Source organism: Paraburkholderia phenoliruptrix (assembly GCF_902859825.1).
GTDB lineage: Bacteria > Pseudomonadota > Gammaproteobacteria > Burkholderiales > Burkholderiaceae > Paraburkholderia > Paraburkholderia phenoliruptrix.
This window is the reverse complement of record NZ_CADIKB010000028.1, coordinates 21,199-37,695: the sequence shown is the minus strand read 5'-3', so window position 1 is coordinate 37,695 and position 16,497 is coordinate 21,199. Positions and strand designations below refer to the sequence as shown.

Below are 16,497 nucleotides of genomic sequence, written 5' to 3'. Positions count from 1 at the left end.
GTGCAGGCTCAGCGCTTCCTGCGTCGCAGGATGTCGGCGTAGACCGCGAGAATGATGATGAGACCCGTCACCACGATCTGCCACTCCTGGGCGACGGACATGATGCGCAAGCCGTTGGTCAGCACGCTCATGATGAACGCGCCGATGATCGTGCCGAGAATCGTCCCCGAGCCGCCCGAGAGCGACGTCCCGCCGATCACGACCGCGGCAATCGCTTCGAGCTCGTAGCCCTGGCCGAGCGCCGGTTGTGCCGAGTTCAGGCGCGACGCGATAAGCAGCCCCGCGACGCCGCAAATGGCGCCGCCGAGGCCATAAATGGCGATCTTCCAGCGGTCGACGTTTACGCCGGAGAGCCGCACCGCTTCTTCGTTGCTGCCGAGCGCGAAGGTATAGCGGCCGAGCGCCGTGCGATTCAGTGTGAGCGAACTGACGATGGCGAGGAAGAACAGGATCAGCACGGCGTTCGGAATCGGCAGGCTCGGCAACAGGTAGCCGATCAACGAGTCTTGCGAAATCATGTAGAAATTTTCGGTGTCGGTGAAATAGATCGGTTTGTCCGCCGACACGACAAGCGAGAGTCCCTTCAGCAGCAGCATCATGCCGAGCGTCGCGATGAACGGCGGGATTTTCATCTTCGCGGTGAGGGTGCCCGAAATGGTTCCGCAAATCGCGCCGGTGCCGATGGCGGCGAGCACGCCCAGCCACATCGGCAAATGCCAGTAGGTGAGGAACACGCCGCAAATCACCGCGGTGAAGGTCATCAACGTGCCGACCGAGAGGTCGATGCCGCCCGTGATGATGACGAAGGTGGAGGCGATGGCGAGCACGCCGTTGACCGCCGTCGCCTGCAGAATGCCGAGGATGTTGTCCATCTGCATGAAAGCCGGCGATGCAAAACTGAAGAACACGAGCAGCAGGATCAGGCTCGTGAAGGCGAGCAGCTTCTGCAGAGCCGTCGGCGAAAAAATGCGGGCCTTCAGGCCGCTCAGGCGCCGCTCGCCGGCCAGCGCGGGGGAATCGGATGGCAGTGTCATGGGGTCCTCGCGAGGCTCACGCCGCTTTGAGTGTTTGGCGCTGCGTAGCCAGATGCATGATGCGCTCCTGCGTCGCCTCGTTGGCGCCGAGCTCGCCGGTAATGCGGCCCTCGCACATCACGACGATGCGGTCGCTCATTCGCAGAATCTCCGGAAGCTCCGACGAAATCATGACGATGGCCTTGCCTTCGTCCGCGAGCGAGCGCAGCAGCTTGTAGATTTCGCTTTTGGCGCCGACGTCGATGCCGCGCGTGGGTTCGTCGAAGAACAGCACGTCGCAGTCACGCTCGAGCCATTTGGCAATGACGATTTTCTGCTGGTTGCCGCCGGACAGCAGCCGCACTTCCTGGCTTGGCGACGGCGTGCGAATCGCGAGCAGACTGATGAAATGGCTCGCGCGGCGGCGCATCCGCGCGCGGCGCAGGAAGAAGTTGAACGACAGGAAGCTGCGCAGGTTCGACATGACGATGTTCGACTCGACGTCCATGCCGGTGGCGAGCCCGAAGCGCTTGCGGTCTTCCGACAGATAGCCGATGCCGTGCGCGACCGCATCGCTCGGGTTTCTGATCGTGGCTTTCGCGCCTTTCACGAAGATTTCGCCGGACTCGACGGGGTCCGCGCCGAACACCGCGCGCGCGACCTCGGTGCGGCCCGCGCCCATCAAACCGGCAAAGCCGAGAATCTCGCCCTGACGCAAGGTAAAGCTCACGTCGCGCACAAGCGGGCCGGCGTTGAGATGCCTGACTTCCAGCGCGGCCTCCCCTTGCGCCGCGGCGCGCGCGGCGGGTGCCACGTCCGTGAGCGTGCGCCCGACCATCATGCCGATGATGGCCTCGACGGTCGTATTGGCGGCGTCGACCGTGGCGACATATTCGCCGTCGCGCAGCACGGTGACACGGTCGGCGATCTGCTTTAACTCGTCCATCTTGTGCGAGATGTAGACGACGCCCACGCCCCGTCCTTTCAGTTCGCGGATGATGCGAAAGAGCTCGGCGATCTCGGCGTCGTTCAGCGCGGAGGTGGGCTCGTCCATGATGAGCACGCGCGAATCGAACGACAGCGCCTTGGCGATTTCGACCATTTGCTGGCTCGCGACGGTCAACTCGCCGACCAGCGCGCGCGGGTTCAGATTCACATGCATGCGCGAAAGAATCTCGCGCGCTTGCGCGTTCAGCCTGTCTTCGTCGAGAAAGAGGCCAAGCCGCCCGCGCGGCTCGCGGCCGATAAAGATGTTTTGCGCGACCGTCAGGTGATTCATCAGTTGGAGTTCCTGATGAATGATGCCGACGCCCGCCGCTTGCGCGTCACGCGGACACTCGAATGACACCGGCTGGCCGTCGACCAGAATATCGCCCGAATCGCGCGTGTACACGCCGGCGAGGATTTTCATGAGCGTGGATTTGCCGGCGCCGTTCTCGCCCATCAGCGCATGGACCTCGCCCGCCATCAGTTCGAACTGGACGTCGTGAAGCGCCCGCACGCCGGGAAAGCTCTTGCTGAGCTTGTGGACGGAAATGAGGGGGGTCATGGCGCGGAGCCGGCGAAGGGAGCGGCGCGCGCGCGGCATGCGCTTGCCTCAACCCGGGAGACGGGTCGCGAAAGCGCCGGACGGCGCGAGGTTGTTCGACTGAAATCGCAACGAGAAGCCAGGCACATGCTCGCCCCCCAAACCGGTGTCCGACGATTCTACGACGCCCGGCGGTAAGGCCTCAAGATCAGGCATTCCCCAGTGTCTGGAGTGGTTACGTGAGTGCGGGTTTGCGCACAGTGTGGGATGGGTGGGGTCGAGGGAATGGGGGCGACCGGTTTGCGAAGCGTGGGAAACAGCATGGTGCCGGGGACCGGACTCGAACTCTATCGTCTGAGCCTTACCTGTACTGGCTGTGCCTCAACGTGAACCAGTTCGATGCCCCCGCATGTGCCCCCGGACAATTTCCCTGATTTTCGGGACTCTAATCCGGACAGTTTCCGTGGGTGGTATCGCTCACAACCACGGAGAGACCATCATGAAAATCGCAGTGCTCATCGCAGCTTTGATCCTCGCATCTTCCGCTCATGCTTCGCAAGCAAGTGCCAATCAGGGCCATCACGGCGGAGGGAATAACGGCGCACTCGGGGCTGCTGCCGGCGCGTTCGGTGGTGGTCAATCAGGTGCAGGGCAATCGGGAAACGGCGGAAGCTACTGGTCCCCGAATCTTAACGCGTCGCCGGTTGATGCATACCAACCGTGGCCACAAAGCGAAATGCAGAAATTCCAGAAGCCGTGAAGATCTACGCAACCAGTGACATCGCCGCTTCGATCCGCAAGGCGCATGGGGACTTCACCCATGTCCTAGTGAATCGCGGATACACGACGATCAAGCCGATATTCTTTCGAAGCAGCAAGATAGCTGATCTGCCGGTCTATCAGTGGGCGTGGTGGGACAAAGCGACGGACGGCCAATTGCACCGCTGGCGTGAGCGCGGCGGCATCCTGATTGACCGTTACACCTTTTCCGACAAAGCGGGATCTAACGATGTCGTTGTCTTCGTCGAGTGCCCGCTGACGATGAAGCGCATCCAGAAGTCCGTCGTCAATACCGCGGAATACGCGGTGATACCACGTCCGCACACCTGGCGCGTTCACGAGGAATGCATAGAACTGCGCACGCCGACTGCGGAGCGCCTCCGGGTGCTATGGGGTATCTGCCGCGGCACGCGCCTCACGGACGCCGAACTGGCTGACCTGTCGGGCATTCCGAAGCAGCACGTCATGTACATGCGCAAGAGTCTGAAGCCGGCGGAAGAGTGGACGATCAAACCTCGCCTCGCGCCGGAGTTCGCCGGCTTCGTGGACGCATGGGAATGGATCGGCGCCGGCCGCACTGTGAGCAGGAAAGACGCGCGCGCCCATAAGGTAGCGATACGAGAAATGGCGCGCCTCGGGCATATCGCGCTTGAGAAGATCCAGCAATACCCGGCGGATGAGCCGGACTGGGAGAAGCTGGAGAAGAAGCGGGCCGCCGCTATTGCGGATCTGGCCGAAGTTCGATCACTGGTTGAGACACTTCCCGACCATCTTCAAACGTGATAGTCGTCTGGCGAACCTGTTTGATCCGAGGCGCGTTCAGGTGGTAGAGCTGGTTTAGTTCGCTCAGCGCGTGTTCGATCTCGCGGTCGCCGACGGCAGCCGGCGCACCACCACGCAGGGAAATGGCGGCCTGGAGCTTTACCTTCGCCATCGCCGCGCTATCTCCATGATCCATGGTCGCGAGCTCGTGCAACTCCTGAAGCCCCACTACGCGATACGCGCGGGTCAGGTCAGCCAGTTCGCTTTCGAACTGCTCATTGCTCATGCGGGAATATGCTGGATCGACCTTGACCTTCTCGATTGCCGCAGCGTAATTCTGCAGCTCAGCAGAATTACGGATGTACCGATCCAGTTCCTGAGCCGTGCAATCGAGCGTTGAAGCCGCGAGAAAGATGTCGCCCTTGGATTCGGTCAGCGCTTCCTTGATCGACTGCTCCGAAATTAGGCCCGCGCGAAGTGCTCGTCGCATATCAATACCCCAGACCTTTCGCGTAGCCCATGCTCTGCAACTCAGGCAATTGCTTCTTCAGCCGGCCGACGCCGATGTCCGTGCGGTAGAACGGACTATTCGGGATCTTGACCTTCCTGATTGCGCTGTACGCGGAGCGACGCGCGCCGGTGATCGTCTCGCCCGTGCCGGTGCAGATCAGGACATAGTCGCCGGCCGTCACCGGTCCAGGCAGGTCAACCACCTTCCCATTCACCTCGCGCGGCGCGACGCCCATCATTACTTCCGAGAAATGGATGTGCTCCATGTCTTCGGCGCCGTAGATCGGAATGCCGCACAGCTCCTTGTTCGTGATCTTCGAGTACGGAAAGTCGGGAAGCGCCATGAGGACAGAAACGCATACTTCATCCATGCGAAGCTTCAGCGTGTCGCGCCCGTTGAGCTTGTCCACCATCCACTGCGCCGGGTCACCTTCGATCAGCGCGGTCAGGTTGTGACGGATCGGCCAGCCGTCGCGCATGGTCCATTCGAGCGGGAACGGTCCCTTGCCGTCGGTCGGGATCATGCAGTTGACATCGACGTACCCGACATAGCCGATGCGGTGCAGATGCTCGGTGGCGGGCTTCAGCACCTCGTCGGCTAGCTTGGACTGGCGCACGACTCGTACCGTAGTGCCCATTTCCCCCGTATTCACGCCGAGGTCGCCATTCATCAGCTTCTTGTTTTCAAAGTTCTCTATCCAGCCTTTCGACCAGCCGTCCGGGCCGAAGAACCCGCCGACGGCCATCTCAATGCCGTCGATCTTCTCCTGCATGATGAACCCGTCCTGTTTCGCCGCCGCGCGGTACTTGTCGATCTTCTTCCAGCGCTGCAGCATGTACACCATATCGGCCGCGCTGTTCGACACGTAGGACATAGCCCGCTCGCCGTCTCCGGAGGGTTTGGACACGAACGGCTTCGCCTCCTTCTTCACGTAGGCGATCGCCGAATCGTAATCGTGGAACGTCTTGCCCGGGATGATGCGCATGCCGCACTCTTCCATCACCTTCTGACCCACTTCGCGATCAAGCTCCCATTCCACCGCAGCAAGGTTGCAGCCGAAGATCGGATAGCCGATGCGCCGGAACGGCTCGAGCATGTCGAGATAGTGCGTGTTGTCGGGCGTATAGATCAGGTCGGGCCATCCAAGCCACTTGCGGCGCAGTTCGTCGTAGTCGCGGATCTTCGGCACGATGCCCTCGCCCGCGTGCCGGTCAGTGCCATCAGTTCGAGGTTTGTCGTACCAGCGGACTTCATGCCCCCATTGCTGGCATCGCATAAGCCAGTCAAGGCAATTGGATCCGACGTCGATCGCAAGGATTCTCACGGTGCAGGTGGCCTTTCGATAAGCATATTCGTGACGCTCGGGCTGTACCGGTTGTATGCAGCGGCCACCGGCGCAGTCAGCGCCGCAGTGCCGCCGGCGGCAAGCGCTCCGATCGGGTGGGTCAGCAGGTTCTGCATCAGCGAGCGCTCTGCGGTCCCGCTGGACGGCTGCTCTTTCAGGAAGCGCTGACTGATGTCCGCCAACACGCCCATCTGGCCGGCTGTGCCGCGGGCCATCGCCGACTTGCCGGCTGCGTTTTTCGTCACGACGCCCAGTAACGCGGCTGGCGAGACGTTTCCAGTCGCGGACTTTGCGACAAGCGGTTCGAGAGCGCTGCCGATGGCATACTGCCTGCGGGCCTCGTTATATGCATCGAGGTCCGACTGGCTCATATACTTCGAGCGCTCTTCCAGAAGATCATCCTGCAGACCAAGCAGTGCGGTACGCAAATCCCCGTTCGTCGTTCCTCTAATCTGCTTGGAGAGCGCCGTATTGATGCGGCGGAACACTGGTCCAGGAAGCTCACGAGGCGCTGCAGTTCGTCCACCTCCCAGGAGCTTTTCCGGCTTCCCCGCCGCGCGGTCGATCTGGTCTGCGTACTTTTCAATCACGCCACGCACTTCCGGCAACTGGTTAGCACCGTTCTCACGAAGTTTCGCAACAAACGACTGATCGATCGGGAGCGGGTACTTTTCAGCTATGGATCCAATGGTATTGCCGGATCTGTCCATTGCTTCGGCAAACGTCTTTCGCGTGAGTTTGTCGCCTTCGCCACCGATCGCGTTGACAAGATGGGAATTGAATACCTGCTGGTTGTGCTCGCGCACGGTTTTTCCGACAAATGGGTTGTCCTGCGCCAGTTCGCCAGCGCCGCGCGCGTACTTGTTCCCGTAGACCATATCGGGGGTGAGACGGAAGCCCATGCTGTGCGCCTGTCGAGCGAGCTGCAAAGTCTGGGGATCGACGTCGGGTAACTGATTGACGGCAGCTCGTCCAACGCCCTGCGCAGCTCTACCCGCAACCTGTCCGACGCCACGTGCGGCGCCCGCGGTACCTTCGCCAGCGGCCAGTACACCACGCGGCACCTCGGGGATGCGCGCAAGCATCGGCCCCTCAACAGGTAGACCCTGCAAGCGGCTCGCGTCCATTGCCCGTCCTGCACCCTCTACGAGGTCGCGGCCGGTCTGCGTACGCGGCTGGTAGGTCATCCGGTTAGCCAGATCAACACCAGCCTTCTCGCCTTCCTGAATGCCTGCCTGTGTACCGTATTTTCCGCTGGTGAGAGTCTTGCCGATTCCATACACCTGACCCGCAATGCCGGCGGGAATGGACGACGCGACAGATAGCCCTGCCTCACCGATCCCGAGCAGTTTGTTAGCAATGCTGTCGGCATGCTCCGGCGCTTTCGGTGCAGGCGTGTCAGGCGGCAGTTTCTCGAGCCCGGTCGCAGGCTTCACAGTAGGCGCGGCGCCGTACTTGTCCCAAGGTCCCGTAGTGGACGCGGCGGTGTCCTGCGCGTATTTCTCCCACGGACCCATCACATCTTCTCCCAGTTGCTTTGCTTGGACGGATCGCCGCCCTTGAACCGGTAGCCTCCTTCGACCGTGCCGACAGCCGGCGCCCCTTCACCGCGGCCAGAGATTCGCGCTTTCTGCTGCGCCTGGACTTCGGTCGGCGCCTGCCGCGCGGCGGCCATTTCCTTCTCCATCATCGTGAGCACTGCGTCGAGTTGCTCGGGCGTGCTCGCGGTGGATAGCAGTTCACGCGCGTGCTCCTTGTCCGACACCGTCGGCACGCCGGTCGGGCTGATCGCGCGCGCATAGGCATTCACCGACGTGTTCAGCGCCGTGCCGAGCGCGACGACGCGCGGGTCGCCTGTGTTCGTTTGGGCGGCCTGCATCGCGCGGTTTGCAGGAACGAACTGCGTGCGGGGCAGCGCGGCCGACGCCTCCCGCACGAGCGGGAATGTCTTCTGCGCTTCGGCCACGGCCATACCGATGTTTGCCGCACGCGTGGCGCCAGTGCGCGCCGCTGCCTTCTCGCCCTGGAATCCTGCGTTAGCGGCTGCGACGTCCGCGCCGGTACCGCCCGCCTCGCGCTCCTGACGCATCACCTCGCGGCGAAGAGCAATGATGTTCTTCGCGCCCTGCGCGCCGCGGCCGAGGTTCTGATACACCGACGTGTCGCCGGCACGCGCCTGCTCAGCCAGAAACTTCAGGTCGTCCGGGGAGAACCTGGCGTCGTCGCCATTGGCTAGCGCGATGGTCTGTTTGCGCAGCGCAATTGATTCAGCACGCAGAGCATTCGACTCAGCGCGCGCCTGCGCGCGGTCCGCACGATCGAGCGCACGATCTTCTGATCTCTGGTCAGCTTCACGGCGTCGTTCCTCCAGTGAATCGTGCCGGTCGCGCACGGCCTGCAACTTCATTTCCTGCTCGAATCTCATCTGGATCTGTGCGGCCTGTGCTTTCGCCTGAGAATCGAGAATCGGCGTGAGCTGCTGCAAGCCCATCATCAGATCGGCGCCGCTCAGACCCTGATCCTTCAGGACCTTCACCGCCCCCTCCAGCGTCAACGGACCAGACGGCTGCTGCGGTTGCGGCGAAGGCGGTGCGGGAATAGCAGCAGGCTCTGCCTGTGCGGGAGAAGCAGACGTTGGCATCGGCTTGAACGGCGGCAACCCAGGGGGCGGAATTGCGCCCTTCGCACCACCCTGAGGAATAGGAGGAATCTGACCAGGAACAGGTCCCGCAGGCAACGGCATACCGCCACCTTGCGGAGCAGGTTGCGCGGAAACGGACGGCTGCCCAGGTGCCGGAGGTTGCGGCGGAGGAGAGATCTGCTGCGGAGGTTGCTGTTGACCCGCGAGCAATTGAGGCAACGCATTTCCCGCGGCAGCGAGCGCGGCCTGCTGACGCTGACGGTCCTGCTGCTGTTGCTGGAACTGCTGCATCTGCATCTGCGCGTACTGACGCTGCAGAGCCTGCTGTTGGGCCTGCTCCTGATACTGGAGGTAGTACGGAAGTCCTAAAATCCCTGCCATGGTTCACCTCACTGCAGCGTGAAGCCGTAGCTATTCCCGCCACCCTGATAGTACGGGCTCGATGAAAACGCTCCACTGAAATCGCCGCCCCCGAACGATCCGGTCGTGCCGTTGCTGAACAGGTTGCTGAAACCGCCATTGTTCTGAACGGCGTTGCCGATGCCATTGACTCCCTGGGTAATCATGCTGCCGAGCGCGCCTGCACTTTGCGCCTGCGCCTGGAACGGCACAGCCTGCGCACCCTGGCCGTAATTCATGTACGGAATGATCTGGCTCATGATGCTGGAGCCGGCCGCCAGCGGTCCCTGCTCAATGCCCGAAGCGTATTGACCGGCAAGTTGCCCGGGCACCGCAGCGATGCCCTGAGCAGTCGAATATGGAATCTGCCCGCTGGCCAGTTGATACTGCGGGATCAGCGCGGCCTGACTATCAGCAAGCTGACCGTAACTTCCAGCTGTGTTGGCAGCTCCCGCGTACCCCTGAAGACCCTGCAGGGCGCGAGAGAGCTGATTGTTCTGCCAGTCGATATTGAAGTTCGACAGAACCTGGTTGGCTGCCCCAGCACCGGCAGCCGACGACCCTAGCCCGTACATAGAATTGGTTGCGCCTGTCTGGTCCTGCAATTGCTGGACAGTGCGGCCATATAGCGCGCTTTGTGGGTCGAGCCCAAGATTGAATACCTGCTGACCAGCGCCGAGTAGATCTTTCTGGGTACCCCAATTCTGCAGCGCCTGCGTCGACATGTCGCCAGCGATCGTGCTGTACGTGGTACCGGCGGTGTTCGCTGCGTTCTGGTATGCGGGACCGTACGTATTCCAGGCATTGGATCCGAGATTTAGCGAGTTCTGGTAATAAGGCAACAGATCGCCGTTATAGACTGACCCAGCATTGTTACGCTCGCCCGTCAGAATGTTTTGCCACGTAGTATCGGCATCTGAAAGACCAGTCGGAATGTAATAGCTCGGGCCGCCTCCGGAAGTGGAGGGGCTGTTCGACATCGAACCGACCGCTCCCAGGACTGCGGCGCCGGCTCCAATCCAGGCGGCGGGCATATCACTCTCCTATCAGCACTTCATCAACGCTTTCCCGGTCCATTTCCGACGTACCGTGAACGCATATCCAAACGATGTCGGTCAGGGCAGTAATGCGGTGTTCGACGCCGGCCGGAACCACCATCACTGCCGGTCCTTCGCACTCTTCCACTTCGCCGTCGAACTCGGCGCGGACCTTCCCCGAGCACAGCACGCTGTAATGCTCGTAGCGATGGCGGTGTGAACCAATGACCTGTCCCGCTTCGGCGCGCATGCGGCGCATGTACACCGGGTTACCTTCGGTCGGAAAGTAATGAACGACGCCGAGCGCGGCATCGACCTCTTCCTGATCGCGGATAACGAGCGCGGACGTGGCGCCGAAAAGCGTGCTCATGCCGCCGCCTTCTTCGACTGGCGCACATACCGTTTCCGGTAGTCATGCACCTTCAGGCACACGCACATCACGATGTAATCCTCGGCGCTCGTGTTGACGACCGAGTGATCTACCGTATTGATGAACCGGTGGACGTCGCCCGGCCTGTCTTCGATCGCTTCGCCTTCGTACACAAAGGCCGCACCCGGTGCGCTCTGGATGCAGATGTTGAACTTGTCGTAGTAGTTGACGTGCCAGCCGAAGTCCTTGTGCGGATAAATCTTCTTTCCAGGCTGAACCCGCCAGATGAATATCCCACCGATGCGTTCGGCTTCGACTCGGCGCGCCAGATCGAACACGAGCTTGCGCACCGATGGCAGCGCGTAGAACGCGGGATACCAGATCGCGTCGTGCTCATCGTTGAAATGCGACCAGTCGCCCGACTTCAGGTATTCGGTCTTGTCGTTGTACCGGATCCATATGTCGTCGCTTTCATGGTGCGGACCATTAGGACCGAGCCTTTCGGCATCGACATTCCACAGCTCCGGATGCTGATGCAGTTCGAGAGCCAGCGGCAACACATCAACGCCCTGTGCAATCTTGAGGAAGTTTTTCATTTCGTGGCGCCCTTGATTCTTTCGGCCACATGCAGGCCGCCCAGGCCTAGCATGCCGAGCGTGAGCGTGGAAAGCTCACTCATGTCCATCTTCGAAAGGACAACCGGGTGATTCATGAAAACGGCAGCTGCGCCGAGCACCGGCTCCAGCACGTAGTTCCAGAAATAGCCGGCAACGCATACCCAGCCTAGCCCACCGCGCCAGTGCTGAAGCGGGTCGGTGCTTTGCGCCTCGACCTGATTGATCTGCATCTGGCCGGTGATCTGCGCGAGCTCTCCCGTCTGCTGAAGCTGCAGGAGTTGCAGTTTGGCTGCGGCTGCCTGGGCAGGATCTGGCCACAGGCGGTCAATGATGCCGCCCACCACGTTGGACACTGCGGTAATCGGATCGAGGGCCATCATGCGGCTCCTTTAATCAGGTTTCCTGCAATACGATTCGCCCATCCGTGGCCAAATGACGGCCACGTGGGCAGATCGCCGAGATACTTCAGGCGGTAGGCGAGAAAGCGCATCACGATCTGGCGCGCGTCCGACCTGTTCACCGCTGCGATGGTGACCGGCCCGATATGTCCGTCCACCTCGACGCCGGCGGCGGTCTGGAGCCACGTAGCAGGCTTGCCGCCGTTGTATGCCGCATCGAACACCTGAAAAGCCACGCGCGGGTCGAACTGGTCGCAGTAATACGGGTCCCAATAGACCATCTTCGCGATCTGCTTCGCCACGGACTGAGGCAACAGGCGCATGTCGCCCATATAGCCGTTCGCGCGCGCCACTCGGGCGGTGATGCCCCACATGGTTTCACCGCCCGGATCGGCCGGGTTATTCGAGTAGCCGCCTTCGTTACCCATGAGGGACACGAAGGCGTCATCGAACGAACTCACAGCTTGCCCACCGCCTGCATGATCGCAGTGACCTTTTCCTCGGTCGCCTTGGTCGTGTCCTCGATGATCGTGGTCACGGCCGTTTCGATTCCGGCGAGACCTTGAGCCTTGCCATGCAGGTCAACGAGCGCGGCTAGCTTCTCGGGAACCGAGCGCGCATCCGCGATGATCGAGTTGAATTCGCTTTCGATTGCTGACCAGATGCTCATCACCTTCTCCTAGAGAAACTTCTTGAAGCCACCTCCGGCGCCGTAAGCGGCGAGGCAGATCAGCGCATAGAGAACCACCTTCCACGCGAATCCGAGGACGCCGCGGCCGACATTCAGTTGAAACCGCTGGGTGATGCCTCTTTCGATCTGCTCGGCGATCGCTCTGACGTCGGCCTCGCTCAAAGTGCGCTTATCGTCCATTTTTTTCCCCCGTAACAAAAGGCTTCAGAAAATCTGAGGCGGAGGCGCCGGCGGCGCAATAAAGTTGGTTCCGTCGAAGGTATAGCCCGGACCGCATTCAATCCCGTCGGCGAGCTTCATCACGGTTGATCCGGGCGGCGGCGTCCATTCTGTCTGTCCGTCCCAAAGGATCACGTTGGAGACGACACCGTTTTCAACGATCGCGTAACTGTTCATGCTGCCCACCTTCCACCTGGTTAGCCGACTGGCGCGCTACTCTCACCGCGCAGTTCAAGACATCCTGCCGCGCCGTGATCTCGTTCCGTGCGGATTCCACCGCCGCCTGCACGCCGCGCGCGTGGCGCGAGTTTTCGACCAGCAATAGCGGCAGCCACGTGACCGCACAGCCCCATTGATCCACCGGAGCCCCCGTCTGTGGATGCATGCCGAGCATGTGCGTCCAGAACGCGCAGTCGGACTCAATGCAGGCTTTCTTCAGGAGAGGACACTTTTTGGTCATGATTTCTGCGCCACGCACATGCTGATGTACTGGAATTTGGTCGTGATGTTGTGCTGATGGCCCTGGTTGCCGCCGGTTCCGTTGTCGGTGGAAGCATTCCCGCCGGTGAAATTCCCGCCACCAATGGCGCCGGACTGAACGCCGCTACCGGTAATAATTGGCACGTTGTGCGTGTGGGACGGGAGTTCCGATACTGTCAAGGTATGCAGATCGGTGAACCATCCGCTCGATACAAACGAGGAATACCCCGAACCGGTGTTGACGATGCCGCCGCCTGACGACGTGTACAGACATGTGTGATTAGTGATGGTCGTATCGATCGTCCATCCCGCCGGCGCGGCCGTCTGATGGAACGCCATGCGGGTCCCGGACGGAGCAGTCAGCGTTCCGATGGGAGACGCATTTGCATTGACCTGGTTGACGATGAAGTTCAAATCCGCCATGACCTGGGAAGCATCCGCAGTCGTGCCGTTCGCGAGGTTGTTGGGTAGTGCGCCAATTATCGACATGATTACCTCTGGTTCGTATAGCCGGTGTCCTGATACCGGGCAAAGAACGTCCCGATCGACACCTCATTGACCGGCGTCACACTCACGTCGATCGACATTTTCTGGAACACAAGAGCGGCCGGCCATGGGATCGTGTAGACGTGCGGAATGCTGACGTTCGACGACCAGTTCGCCGCGCCCCAGTTGAAAGCGCCCCATTGCGATCCGGACGAAGGCGTCTGGATAAACGTCGTCTGAATCGTCGTGCCCTGATCGTTAGTGGCCGTGATGTTGAAATTCACGGGAGAGCCGGTGGACGCGAGCTCGATCGTCGATTCCACCACCTGCACTTCTGCCATGTGCCCCGTCTTCGGGAAATTCGAAGAGCGCATATGGCTGACGATGGGTGTTCCAGCATCGGAATAGGTGCTGTTCGACGTCGGAATCGTCGTGCTCACGAACAACGCGGCGCCCTGGGCTGGGGACGACAGCAGGAAAGCGTTGCCGAACTGCGCGGCGCAGTCGTAACTGAACGTGTGCGGACCGGTCCAGCGTTTCCGGCGAATGTCGTACCAGTAGTCGTTGGTCTGCGCCTGTCCGAGGATAAGCGTCGGCACGCACACCCGATAGATGTTCCCGGCGAAAGCGGCTGTTACACGAGTCGGCTCCGTGCAGTTCTGGAACGGCACCTGAAGATCAGCGGGAAAGTCGGTTCCCGGCCGGCTCGACAACGGCACCAGAGTTCCCAGAAAATTCAGGATGTACGGCGCATCTAGCCCCGCGAAGAAGATGCCGAACGGGCCCTGCACGACGCTCCGAGGAGAAGAGCATCCGGTCGTGAGCGTGATGTAATTCAGCGCGAGATTGTTGGTCGTCGGATCGCCCGTCACCTGCCAGATCTGAGAGGCCTTGAAAACCACGAGCGCGCCAATCACGCCGGCCGACGTCGTCTGCACCGGCAGACCAGAGAACGCGGTAATTGGCGTCGTGTCGCCCACCGTAACGGACTGAGTCGCGTTGGTCCGAGTCGTCGGCACAAGCACATCGCTGAAATAATCGACGTTCCCCACCGCGAAGTGCGCGCGGTTATTGAAGTTCGCGACCGCCGTCGGCACACCTGGGAGCGCATTCGTCGCTGTGTTAGTCGCGGACCACGCCGGCGACGAAGGTGTCGTGATGTCGATCACGCCGAAGAAGTTCGATCCGGTACCGCTAAACCCCGGGTGCGTCACAAGAATCTTCGTGCTTACGACGGCCATCGTCGGTGGCGTCCACGGTCCACTTGTTGCGGGTGAGGTCGGTGTATTGCCCGAGGTCACTCCAGAGATCGTGATGAACGTGTTGGTGACGATGTTGTAGGCAAACGGCTCGTCGTGGCCGGGATTGCGTGCGCTCGACACCATCCCGTAGGCGACGTTGGCCACGACGATATAGACCGACACATAGGTCGGCGTGGTGAAACCAGAGAACGTGGTATCCGCAGCACCTACACCCGGGCGCGACACCACGAGTTCAGGATTGCCCTGGTCGAATACGAGATTGGATAGAAGCTGGCATGCGCCTGGGAAGGCGTCTGTGGCGTCAAAAGCATCACAGAGGCCTTTCGGCGTGAAGCGAACCGGCTTGCCATTGCGAATAGCCATGTCCGCTCCTAGTCCGTGATCTTCGTCGGCTTCAGGGTCCGGTTCGTATGGAAGCGCCGCGGATCGAGGCGTACCGACTTCACGACCGCCTGCTCGTCGCCTTCCATGATCAGGTGGGTGCGCAGCATTGACTCGCATCTGGCGATGAACGAGTCATAGCGCGTGTCGTCCGATTCCTTCATCAGGCCGGCAGCGGTGGCGTCGATCAGATAGCCTTGATCCGGGAACCACGGAATGACCGCCGATGTTTCGGGCGCGACGATGTCTGGCTGCTTCACCATGTATCGGTGCGTCAGCGTGATCTGGCCGGAAGACTGCGGATAGATATAGAGGCTTCCCGCCGAGTTAGCCGCCTGCGCGCTCGTCTCGTCGAGCAGGGTAGTCATGAACTCGTACGGGTAGTTCGCGATCGACGGGTCTTTAAACTCCTGGTCCCATTCCTCAATGGAAATCGGATGCAGGAAATACGGCAGGTTGTTCTGCTGGAAGAACAGGTCGTAGGTGCGCAGATAGTTCAGGGGCAGCGTGAACGGGCCGTAGTTGTTGGCCGCCACAACGACCGACTCCACGACCCGGTTGATCTTCAGATCGCGATGCAGCCACAGATCCTCCAAGACCATGTTCAGATAGATGCCGCCCTGCTGGGTGAAGCCAGGGCATTTGGCGATCGCACAGGCGCGCGCGACGATCTGTTGGGCCTGGAGGTATGCCACTATGCCGCCTTCCGGAACTCCGCAACCTTGCTGCGGCCCTTCGCGATCTCTTCCTCGATCTGCTTGATCTGCAGAGGGTAGTTGCGCAGGTGCGGTTTTTCCGTCGTCGCCAGTTGCTTCTGCTTCTGCTTTTCGAGCAGATCAGCATAAGCGGACATGACCTGTTCGCGCGTGCGTTCCAGTTGCACGAGACGCTCTTCGAGTACCGGCAGTTCCAGAGCGCGCTGCTGCGACTCCAGCGCCTCGCGGAGCATGTCCATGCGTTCCGTCAACGACGTCAGAGACTCATCCCCATAGATGTAGCCGCTCACCGACAGGCTGGCGCCATTCGGCGCCGGCAGGTTGATCTGGAAGTTGCCGAGTACAGGTGTGTTTTCCATGTTTCCTCTTATTGGAAAGCCCAGGGCGCGATACCGCGGCCGCTGCCGAGTACCTTGTTCTGAGCCTGCTTGTAGGGGTTTTCGTTCGCGCCGTTGATGCTGTTCTCGTGCGACCACGTGCGCGCGACGATCTCCTTCACGCTGCGCAGCAGATCGGTCTCGAACTTGTACGTCGAGCCGTGGTAGTACGGAGTTCCATTGATACGGATTTCCGTGCCGCCGCAGGGCGCGAGGTCGATGCGGTACCACCACATCTGCTTGCCATCTTCCTCGCCGGCAAAGCGCTCGGTGACGTTCGTCGTCAGCAGCGACGACTGGGCCTGAGCCTGGATACGTGCGGACTCGTCCTCGGCGATCACGCGCGCGGCGTTTGACCGGCTGAGTTCGTCTTCAAGCGCGCGGATACGCGCCTGAAGCTCTTCGGTCGTTTCCAGCTTCGGCTGTTCCGACTTGTCTTCGCCTTCCAGCGGGCTATTCGGGTTGCGCGGGGGCATCAGCTACT

General features: G+C 61.0%; 23 protein-coding genes. 3 read left to right on the top strand and 20 right to left on the bottom strand.

What is annotated here, in order from left to right:
* Nucleotides 1-8 precede the first annotated feature (8 nt).
* Together HV711_RS23505 and HV711_RS23500 are read right to left on the bottom strand one after the other, a co-directional pair.
* Complete coding sequence (locus HV711_RS23505) at nt 9-1,034, bottom strand: ABC transporter permease (RefSeq protein WP_013588970.1); 1,026 nt, start codon at nt 1,032-1,034, stop codon at nt 9-11.
* A gap of 16 nt (nt 1,035-1,050) precedes the next feature.
* Entirely contained in the window at nt 1,051-2,562 is a 1,512-nt protein-coding gene (locus tag HV711_RS23500) for a sugar ABC transporter ATP-binding protein (protein WP_035482311.1), read from the bottom strand.
* A gap of 478 nt (nt 2,563-3,040) precedes the next feature.
* Here HV711_RS23500 and HV711_RS23495 point away from each other — a divergent pair, with 478 nt between their 5' ends.
* Entirely contained in the window at nt 3,041-3,301 is a 261-nt protein-coding gene (locus tag HV711_RS23495) for a hypothetical protein (protein ID WP_156946680.1), read from the top strand.
* Nucleotides 3,298-4,104: a hypothetical protein gene (locus HV711_RS23490; RefSeq protein ID WP_035482293.1), complete on the top strand. Its 807-nt coding sequence runs from the start codon at nt 3,298-3,300 to the stop codon at nt 4,102-4,104. Before HV711_RS23495 ends, HV711_RS23490 begins: the two co-directional genes overlap by 4 nt.
* Here the strand turns inward: HV711_RS23490 and HV711_RS23485 are convergent.
* The 4 genes from HV711_RS23485 to HV711_RS23470 all read right to left on the bottom strand — a co-directional run bounded on the left by HV711_RS23485 (nt 4,040) and on the right by HV711_RS23470 (nt 8,475).
* Nucleotides 4,040-4,573, bottom strand: a complete 534-nt coding sequence (locus HV711_RS23485; protein WP_035482292.1) for a hypothetical protein — start codon at nt 4,571-4,573, stop codon at nt 4,040-4,042. The genes HV711_RS23490 and HV711_RS23485 overlap by 65 nt on opposite strands.
* Nucleotide 4,574: 1 nt before the next feature.
* Entirely contained in the window at nt 4,575-5,783 is a 1,209-nt protein-coding gene (locus tag HV711_RS23480) for a hypothetical protein (RefSeq protein ID WP_035482288.1), read from the bottom strand.
* Nucleotides 5,784-5,914: 131 nt separating this feature from the next.
* Entirely contained in the window at nt 5,915-7,456 is a 1,542-nt protein-coding gene (locus HV711_RS23475) for a hypothetical protein (RefSeq protein ID WP_035482285.1), read from the bottom strand.
* Nucleotides 7,456-8,475, bottom strand: coding sequence for a hypothetical protein (locus HV711_RS23470; protein ID WP_035482283.1), 1,020 nt, complete (start codon nt 8,473-8,475; stop codon nt 7,456-7,458). Before HV711_RS23470 ends, HV711_RS23475 begins: the two co-directional genes overlap by 1 nt.
* A gap of 300 nt (nt 8,476-8,775) precedes the next feature.
* Between HV711_RS23470 and HV711_RS23465 the strand changes: the two genes are divergently transcribed.
* Entirely contained in the window at nt 8,776-8,949 is a 174-nt protein-coding gene (locus tag HV711_RS23465; protein WP_175145261.1) for a hypothetical protein, read from the top strand.
* Nucleotides 8,950-8,969: 20 nt separating this feature from the next.
* Here HV711_RS23465 and HV711_RS23460 read toward each other — a convergent pair whose 3' ends face one another.
* From HV711_RS23460 to HV711_RS23395, 14 genes are read right to left on the bottom strand one after another with little or no spacing between them, the layout of a single operon-like run.
* The gene (locus HV711_RS23460; RefSeq protein WP_035482280.1) at nt 8,970-10,013 is read right to left on the bottom strand and encodes a hypothetical protein; all 1,044 of its coding nucleotides are present in this window, start codon (nt 10,011-10,013) and stop codon (nt 8,970-8,972) included.
* Nucleotide 10,014: 1 nt separating this feature from the next.
* Nucleotides 10,015-10,386, bottom strand: a complete 372-nt coding sequence (locus HV711_RS23455) for a cupin domain-containing protein (protein WP_035482278.1) — start codon at nt 10,384-10,386, stop codon at nt 10,015-10,017.
* Nucleotides 10,383-10,982: an aspartyl/asparaginyl beta-hydroxylase domain-containing protein gene (locus tag HV711_RS23450; RefSeq protein WP_035482275.1), complete on the bottom strand. Its 600-nt coding sequence runs from the start codon at nt 10,980-10,982 to the stop codon at nt 10,383-10,385. The genes HV711_RS23455 and HV711_RS23450 overlap by 4 nt, the downstream gene beginning before the upstream one ends.
* Nucleotides 10,979-11,380 (bottom strand): 3TM-type holin, encoded by a 402-nt coding sequence (locus HV711_RS23445; RefSeq protein WP_051224408.1) that lies wholly within the window; start codon nt 11,378-11,380, stop codon nt 10,979-10,981. The genes HV711_RS23450 and HV711_RS23445 overlap by 4 nt, the downstream gene beginning before the upstream one ends.
* Nucleotides 11,380-11,862 (bottom strand): glycoside hydrolase family 108 protein, encoded by a 483-nt coding sequence (locus tag HV711_RS23440; protein WP_035482273.1) that lies wholly within the window; start codon nt 11,860-11,862, stop codon nt 11,380-11,382. Before HV711_RS23440 ends, HV711_RS23445 begins: the two co-directional genes overlap by 1 nt.
* The gene (locus HV711_RS23435; RefSeq protein WP_035482271.1) at nt 11,859-12,071 is read right to left on the bottom strand and encodes a hypothetical protein; all 213 of its coding nucleotides are present in this window, start codon (nt 12,069-12,071) and stop codon (nt 11,859-11,861) included. Before HV711_RS23435 ends, HV711_RS23440 begins: the two co-directional genes overlap by 4 nt.
* A 9-nt stretch (nt 12,072-12,080) precedes the next feature.
* Complete coding sequence (locus HV711_RS23430; RefSeq protein ID WP_035482269.1) at nt 12,081-12,272, bottom strand: hypothetical protein; 192 nt, start codon at nt 12,270-12,272, stop codon at nt 12,081-12,083.
* A 24-nt stretch (nt 12,273-12,296) separates the two neighbouring features.
* Nucleotides 12,297-12,488, bottom strand: coding sequence for a hypothetical protein (locus HV711_RS23425; RefSeq protein WP_035482267.1), 192 nt, complete (start codon nt 12,486-12,488; stop codon nt 12,297-12,299).
* On the bottom strand, nt 12,466-12,771 hold the full coding sequence (locus HV711_RS23420; RefSeq protein ID WP_051224405.1) for a hypothetical protein: 306 nt from the start codon (nt 12,769-12,771) through the stop codon (nt 12,466-12,468). The genes HV711_RS23425 and HV711_RS23420 overlap by 23 nt, the downstream gene beginning before the upstream one ends.
* Nucleotides 12,768-13,280 carry a hypothetical protein gene (locus tag HV711_RS23415; protein ID WP_051224402.1) on the bottom strand — a complete coding sequence of 171 codons (513 nt, stop codon included), beginning with the start codon at nt 13,278-13,280 and terminating at the stop codon, nt 12,768-12,770. The genes HV711_RS23420 and HV711_RS23415 overlap by 4 nt, the downstream gene beginning before the upstream one ends.
* 2 nt (nt 13,281-13,282) lie before the next feature.
* Complete coding sequence (locus HV711_RS23410; protein WP_035482265.1) at nt 13,283-14,902, bottom strand: hypothetical protein; 1,620 nt, start codon at nt 14,900-14,902, stop codon at nt 13,283-13,285.
* Nucleotides 14,903-14,910: 8 nt separating this feature from the next.
* Entirely contained in the window at nt 14,911-15,615 is a 705-nt protein-coding gene (locus HV711_RS23405; RefSeq protein ID WP_035482264.1) for a hypothetical protein, read from the bottom strand.
* Nucleotides 15,615-15,995: a hypothetical protein gene (locus tag HV711_RS23400; protein ID WP_028363479.1), complete on the bottom strand. Its 381-nt coding sequence runs from the start codon at nt 15,993-15,995 to the stop codon at nt 15,615-15,617. Before HV711_RS23400 ends, HV711_RS23405 begins: the two co-directional genes overlap by 1 nt.
* Nucleotides 15,996-16,003: 8 nt before the next feature.
* Nucleotides 16,004-16,489, bottom strand: coding sequence for a hypothetical protein (locus HV711_RS23395; RefSeq protein ID WP_035482262.1), 486 nt, complete (start codon nt 16,487-16,489; stop codon nt 16,004-16,006).
* Nucleotides 16,490-16,497 lie beyond the last annotated feature (8 nt).

Coding starts and splice junctions, on each gene's coding strand:
- HV711_RS23505 (WP_013588970.1), bottom strand. CDS start 1,034: ATGACACTGCCATCCGATTCCCCCGCGCTGGCCGGCGAGCGGCGCCTG.
- HV711_RS23500 (WP_035482311.1), bottom strand. CDS start 2,562: ATGACCCCCCTCATTTCCGTCCACAAGCTCAGCAAGAGCTTTCCCGGC.
- HV711_RS23495 (WP_156946680.1), top strand. CDS start 3,041: ATGAAAATCGCAGTGCTCATCGCAGCTTTGATCCTCGCATCTTCCGCT.
- HV711_RS23485 (WP_035482292.1), bottom strand. CDS start 4,573: ATGCGACGAGCACTTCGCGCGGGCCTAATTTCGGAGCAGTCGATCAAG.
- HV711_RS23475 (WP_035482285.1), bottom strand. CDS start 7,456: ATGGGTCCGTGGGAGAAATACGCGCAGGACACCGCCGCGTCCACTACG.
- HV711_RS23460 (WP_035482280.1), bottom strand. CDS start 10,013: ATGCCCGCCGCCTGGATTGGAGCCGGCGCCGCAGTCCTGGGAGCGGTC.
- HV711_RS23455 (WP_035482278.1), bottom strand. CDS start 10,386: ATGAGCACGCTTTTCGGCGCCACGTCCGCGCTCGTTATCCGCGATCAG.
- HV711_RS23450 (WP_035482275.1), bottom strand. CDS start 10,982: ATGAAAAACTTCCTCAAGATTGCACAGGGCGTTGATGTGTTGCCGCTG.
- HV711_RS23445 (WP_051224408.1), bottom strand. CDS start 11,380: ATGGCCCTCGATCCGATTACCGCAGTGTCCAACGTGGTGGGCGGCATC.
- HV711_RS23435 (WP_035482271.1), bottom strand. CDS start 12,071: ATGAGCATCTGGTCAGCAATCGAAAGCGAATTCAACTCGATCATCGCG.
- HV711_RS23430 (WP_035482269.1), bottom strand. CDS start 12,272: ATGGACGATAAGCGCACTTTGAGCGAGGCCGACGTCAGAGCGATCGCC.
- HV711_RS23425 (WP_035482267.1), bottom strand. CDS start 12,488: ATGAACAGTTACGCGATCGTTGAAAACGGTGTCGTCTCCAACGTGATC.
- HV711_RS23420 (WP_051224405.1), bottom strand. CDS start 12,771: ATGACCAAAAAGTGTCCTCTCCTGAAGAAAGCCTGCATTGAGTCCGAC.
- HV711_RS23415 (WP_051224402.1), bottom strand. CDS start 13,280: ATGTCGATAATTGGCGCACTACCCAACAACCTCGCGAACGGCACGACT.
- HV711_RS23410 (WP_035482265.1), bottom strand. CDS start 14,902: ATGGCTATTCGCAATGGCAAGCCGGTTCGCTTCACGCCGAAAGGCCTC.
- HV711_RS23400 (WP_028363479.1), bottom strand. CDS start 15,995: ATGGAAAACACACCTGTACTCGGCAACTTCCAGATCAACCTGCCGGCG.
- HV711_RS23395 (WP_035482262.1), bottom strand. CDS start 16,489: ATGCCCCCGCGCAACCCGAATAGCCCGCTGGAAGGCGAAGACAAGTCG.